General features: G+C 36.3%; 6 protein-coding genes and 1 pseudogene. All 7 read right to left on the bottom strand.

Going from position 1 to position 5,152, the window contains the following annotated elements; genetic code table 11:
• Positions 1-93, bottom strand: a pseudogene (locus tag PVV70_RS09590) (trwi protein); the annotation flags it as partial.
• 186 nt (positions 94-279) lie between these two features.
• Positions 280-1,017: a type IV secretion system protein gene (locus tag PVV70_RS09585; RefSeq protein WP_273759007.1), complete on the bottom strand. Its 738-nt coding sequence runs from the start codon at positions 1,015-1,017 to the stop codon at positions 280-282.
• Positions 1,014-3,485 (bottom strand): VirB4 family type IV secretion/conjugal transfer ATPase, encoded by a 2,472-nt coding sequence (locus tag PVV70_RS09580; RefSeq protein WP_273759006.1) that lies wholly within the window; start codon positions 3,483-3,485, stop codon positions 1,014-1,016. Before PVV70_RS09580 ends, PVV70_RS09585 begins: the two co-directional genes overlap by 4 nt.
• 2 nt (positions 3,486-3,487) lie before the next feature.
• Positions 3,488-3,796, bottom strand: a complete 309-nt coding sequence (locus PVV70_RS09575; RefSeq protein WP_273759005.1) for a type IV secretion system protein VirB3 — start codon at positions 3,794-3,796, stop codon at positions 3,488-3,490.
• A gap of 12 nt (positions 3,797-3,808) precedes the next feature.
• On the bottom strand, positions 3,809-4,120 hold the full coding sequence (locus PVV70_RS09570; protein ID WP_273759004.1) for a conjugal transfer protein: 312 nt from the start codon (positions 4,118-4,120) through the stop codon (positions 3,809-3,811).
• A gap of 132 nt (positions 4,121-4,252) precedes the next feature.
• Complete coding sequence (gene trwL / locus PVV70_RS09565; RefSeq protein ID WP_273759003.1) at positions 4,253-4,573, bottom strand: VirB2 family type IV secretion system major pilin TrwL; 321 nt, start codon at positions 4,571-4,573, stop codon at positions 4,253-4,255.
• A 133-nt stretch (positions 4,574-4,706) separates the two neighbouring features.
• A complete protein-coding gene (trwL, locus tag PVV70_RS09560; protein ID WP_273759002.1) occupies positions 4,707-5,027 on the bottom strand; it encodes a VirB2 family type IV secretion system major pilin TrwL in 321 nt (106 codons plus the stop codon).
• Positions 5,028-5,152: the final 125 nt, after the last annotated feature.

The raw sequence follows: 5,152 nt of genomic DNA, 5'->3' as shown, positions 1-5,152 counted from the left end.
TACAACAATTGCTTTTGAGGAAATATCCGTGACATATGTTTTTGTTATCTGATCAATTTTATTGAAAAGTTGCGTGAACACGGTAAAGTTCATGGTATTCCTCTTTAACGAACTTTTAATTTTTTATATGATTTTAAAAAGCATTTTTTGTTGAGTTTTTTAGGAAGAAATTAAATTCCATAGATCTTTTCAGTTTATGAGAGAGAACAGAGTATTATATATTCTTTTGTTTTTACGAACACACAAAAAATAATATACAAAATGTTATTATAAAAAGCTTTATCTAATAAATCTTATGGTAGGCATTTTTGTGTTTTTACTATTCAAAATTTTTATGTTATGCTTATCCTTCTGCTGTTTGATAAGTGTATGTTCAGCGTTGCGTAAATGCGTAACCATTTGTAGTTTTGCTGTTTCATTTTGAAGCATAGCAAGCATTCCAATTATATTTGCCTGTAACTCAGCAATACTTTTTAGATCTTTTGTTGTCTTTATTTCGTTTAATAGTTCTTCAATATGCTGAAAACGATTGTTTGCATTTTGAAAAGCCTTTAGACTTACGGCTTTATCAGTAATGGCTGCATATTGGATACGCTTACCAATAGAGTTGCGGGATTCATGGATAGAGGCAGGAATTTCTTCTTCTTTTAAGATATTTTCAAGGGATGTAGATAGAGCAGAAGGCTTATTTCTATCGTAAAGCATCTCTGGATTTTTCAGAAAAAAACTGCTGTGATTGGTTTGTGCATTTTTAAATTTTTGGCTGCCCGTTATAGATTCATGTATCTTTTTTACTTCCTCGAGGTGTTTCTTTATGACTTCGAGGATTTCTTTAAGACTTATTACAGGTTGTTTAGGGGTTGCTGTACTTGAAGATGATCCTCCAAACCAATTGGGCCAAGTTGTTGGAACTGTTGCTTCTAAATCCGCTGCTCCAGCACCCCAAACCCAAGCCATTGCTGGGTTTGAGACTCCTAAGGTTATTGCTATTGCTATTGAAATGACCTGTTTCTTCATGTTTCCCTCCTGTCATTTTTTGCATGCTGTAAAAAAATCGGTAACCATATTGCCGGATCATCACCCACTTCAGCGATAATTCTTTCGGCTAACTCCGCGTTATCAGGTGTTCCTGATAACACCAAGAGCTCATCACTAAAGTCGTGTTCTATGGTTTTTCCATTGCTTGTTACATGGAACTTACCGAGATTCAGTTCTGCAAGTGCAGATTGATCACCCTGTTTAATGAGGAATTGGCGACTAAACTCACCAAGTCCTTTAACAAGTTCAAATTCAGTATCTGTTAATTTAAAACCTTTTGTATAATCTTCATAATTTGCTTTGGGATTGGCTAGAAAAATGTAAGTCGCACATTGCTGAATGAGCGTTTTGGCAATATTACTTTCTAAAGCATCACTAGGCTCTTGTGTTGCGTAAACAAAAATACCGTTTTGTTTACGGATAGTCTTTTGTTTATTTTTCGCTAAATCTTCAAAGTACGGATCTTGCAAAGGCTTCCAAAACTCATCAAAGATATACATAAATCGCTGGCCGCTAATCATACCTTCTGTACGGTAAAGCAGATACATCATCACTGGAGTACGCGTTTCTGGGTTATCTAAGAATTCTGTGATATCAAAGCCGTAAATTTGATGTGCTGAAAGGTCAAGTGCATCATTCGGATTATCAAATAACCATCCATAATCACCACCTTCACACCATTTGAGTAAACGAGCGTGAACAGATGGGTGTGAATCATAATTATTTAAATGCGGATTTGGTAAAAACTGCACCAGAAAAGACAAACGACGCAACGATGGATCAATGTTATTGCTCATAACAGACATAACAGCTTTATTAATTTCTTCCTCGTCGTGATGCGTGACTTCGCCACCAGCTTCTGCCAATTTTTTAATAAATTGTTTTAGAAAAATTATATTCTCTTGTGTGGGGGGTAGTTGAAATGGATTAAAACCACTTGATCTTCCTGGCTTGAATGTTAAATACCTTCCACCCATCGCTCGAATGGCAATTTCCATGCCGCGATCTTTATCAAAAACAACAGTTGTTGGCTTAAATTTTTGCGCTTGTGCTAACAAAAAGCCGAGCAACACAGTTTTACCAGATCCAGATTGTCCGATAAGTGCGGTATTACCAAGTAATCGCTTATCGGTTGAATCCTCCTCAAGTTTGGAGGCATGAAAATTAAAATAAAGTGGTGTTTTACTGGTTGTTTTGAGAATTGTGACCGCTGGCCCCCATGGATTTCCAGTGGGTTTCCCCGACATAAAATTATGAAAAGATGAAAATGATAAAAAGTTCAGTGATGTAATTGGGGCAGGACGGGGCCTCCATTTCCAATTACCAGGAAGTTGTGCCCAATAACCAGCTTCTATCGCTAAATCTACAGGTTTGGGTAATACCGCAACATCTAATAGCGCTGCACTTGCTTTGGCCATATAGTCGCGGACTTGCTGAATTGTATCACCATAGATGATCAATGTACAATGATGTTCCCCCATGATAAAATGCCCACTGATAAGTTGATTGAGTGCTTCATCAATTTGTGCAATTTGGCTGGTTGCCACATCACGTGCATCAATAAGATTGCGCTGATGCCGTTGTAAATAGTCTTTAGCAGCATGCCGAGAGAGCACCGAAAAACTCTGTGTCAGTATGAACTCGAAGTCACTTTCCAGCAAAACATTCAATTGTCCAGGTTTGGTTGTTGCATCGTATTCTTTAATTTCCAACATTCCAAATCGACGTGTTCCACTGGTTGTGCGCAGTTCACCAAAAGCACCCCATTTTGAAAAAAATGGTCGATTGATAGACATATACTCAGCAAAACGGTCATGGCAAATTGGCATAGGACGATATTCACCATTAACAAGCATTCCAAGGAATTCAAGTGCCGAAGAATAAACATGACCATTTTTTTCATAAGCACCAAGAAGTTCTGCACCATAACGCTTTAAGGATTGGCCTAAAGTACGATTGACGTCATTGAGTTCTTTGATACATGAGTCTTGTCGCATCTTTTTTTGATCAAGCGTTTCGCGCTCATGTTTAGAAAAGAACGACATAATTTTATCCGCTATCGGTTGGAAGACGACAGTCAGATACAGATCATTAACCATCAAATTATAACCAGAAAAGCTCTGCCGATATTTTTCATCAAGTTGATAGCAAAACATTTGATTAAATGTTGAATCAGGATATTCATAAACACGGCGGCGCACGATATGTGTCCAAAATGATAAATTGGCTGATGCAATACCCCGGAGAGTATTGTTAAGCTCTTTTGTCCATTGAAAAATATCTTCTTCTGAAGCGCTTTGATGTGAACGACCATCAATTTTCCAAATTGACAAATATTCCGCATTCTTAGTAGAGATAATCGTATCTGTAATATGATGTGAATAGGGGAGGAACAGGCTTACAGGTGTCTCTGATGCGAGACGTTTGCTGCTTTCAACAGCTGTCATGTTTATCTCCTTTTACTATAATCAGAGGGACTATAACTCGATGCGCCCCAAAAACCTTTATTGCGATTGCGAAATTTAGTGTCGATCCATAACCACCAGATACGAAATGCTTTGTCATCATTTTTAGCAATTTGTACCATAACGAACCATAGTGGCGGCGCCATAATCCACAAAAAGATACTTACTGTCATAGCAATAACAGCCACCCCCATCACCATAACGATAAATGGCATCATGGGGACACCCCATATTGTTGGAACACGTGTTGCTCCTTTAAACAGAGGGAATTCTTTTTTTTCTTGTGATTTCATGGGGTGCTCTTGTCACTGGAGGTGAAATAATATGTGGCTAATATAGAAGGCTGCACCAGCAATAATGACGCTGAATGCCCATCGCATAAATGTAGCTCTTGCAATGATGCGAAATATATAAATAAGCAAAAGAAATAAAAAAATGATGACAGCAACGATAGGAACAAGTATACTTAATCCATATTGCACACCAATAAAAACATCTATGCTCTTTGTTTCCGTTTGAGCATAAGCAAATCGAGTTATTAATAACATCATTGAAGTGATAAAAACAACACTAATTTTGTTGCATAGTTCTCTTTGAAATGTATTTAATTGCTTCATATTTTTTATTCCCCATTTAATTCAAGTTGCTATAAATAATATTCCTTTTTTGCAGTCTGAGCGAAACTATTGCTGGTATATACCTATAATCAACGTATACTTAAAAACATTACGTATTATATAGACTTGTGATTATTTACCTGTAAATAACAGTGTAGCAAGTTGGGATGCTGAACCAGCAACAACAACGCCAACAGCCCATCGTATGAACGTATCTTTTTCGATGTAGCGCCCTGCATAAGCAATTGCTAGACATAAAAGTATAACGCCAGCGGCAATAGGGATAATAATTTTTAAATCGCTATTTAAACCGTCTAAAGCCTTCTTTGCATTTACCAAAGTTTGCGGGTCAGCAGCATATGCAGAATTATTCATAAAGAATACAGTTAAAGCTGCAGAAATTGTGGTGGTTTTATTACTAACTATTGTTTGAAGAATATTTAATTGTTTCATATCTCACTCTTATTAAGCTTCTAAATAACATTTCAAATTATATATCTTCGGTATAAATGAAACTGCTATTTATTTATAATTAATGGATAAACTTTGCTTTTTACAAATTGTATTTACTACATGATCGCCACAATTAAGCTCCAGTAAATAACAGTGTGGCAAGTTGGGATGCTGAACCAGCAACAACAACGCCAACAGCCCATCGTATGAATGTAGCTTTTTCGATGTAGCGCCCTGCATAAGCAATTGCTAGACATAAAAGTATAACGCCAGCGGCAATAGGGATAAGTGCATTTAAATCTCCTTTTAAGCCTTCTAAAGCCGTCTTTGCATTTGTCAAAGTTTTCGGGTTAGCAGAACATACAGAATTATTCATAAAGAATACAGTTAAAGCTGCAGAGATTGGAGTAGTTTTATTACGAACTATTGTTTGAAGAATATTTAATTGTTTCATATCTCACTCTTATTAAGCTTCTAAATAACATTTCAAATTATATATCTTCGGTATAAATGAAACTGCTATTTATTTATAATTAATGGATAAACTTTACTTTTTATAAATTGTATTTATTACATGAT

This window comes from Bartonella sp. AU55XJBT (assembly GCF_028618525.1).
Note: the sequence above shows the minus strand (reverse complement) of the source record. Positions and strands in the feature narration are given on the sequence as shown.

What these genes read in the sequence shown, in the direction of transcription:
- PVV70_RS09585 (WP_273759007.1), bottom strand. Translation starts at nt 1,017, where the DNA reads ATGAAGAAACAGGTCATTTCAATAGCAATAGCAATAACCTTAGGAGTC.
- PVV70_RS09580 (WP_273759006.1), bottom strand. Translation starts at nt 3,485, where the DNA reads ATGACAGCTGTTGAAAGCAGCAAACGTCTCGCATCAGAGACACCTGTA.
- PVV70_RS09575 (WP_273759005.1), bottom strand. Translation starts at nt 3,796, where the DNA reads ATGAAATCACAAGAAAAAAAAGAATTCCCTCTGTTTAAAGGAGCAACA.
- PVV70_RS09570 (WP_273759004.1), bottom strand. Translation starts at nt 4,120, where the DNA reads ATGAAGCAATTAAATACATTTCAAAGAGAACTATGCAACAAAATTAGT.
- trwL (WP_273759003.1), bottom strand. Translation starts at nt 4,573, where the DNA reads ATGAAACAATTAAATATTCTTCAAACAATAGTTAGTAATAAAACCACC.
- trwL (WP_273759002.1), bottom strand. Translation starts at nt 5,027, where the DNA reads ATGAAACAATTAAATATTCTTCAAACAATAGTTCGTAATAAAACTACT.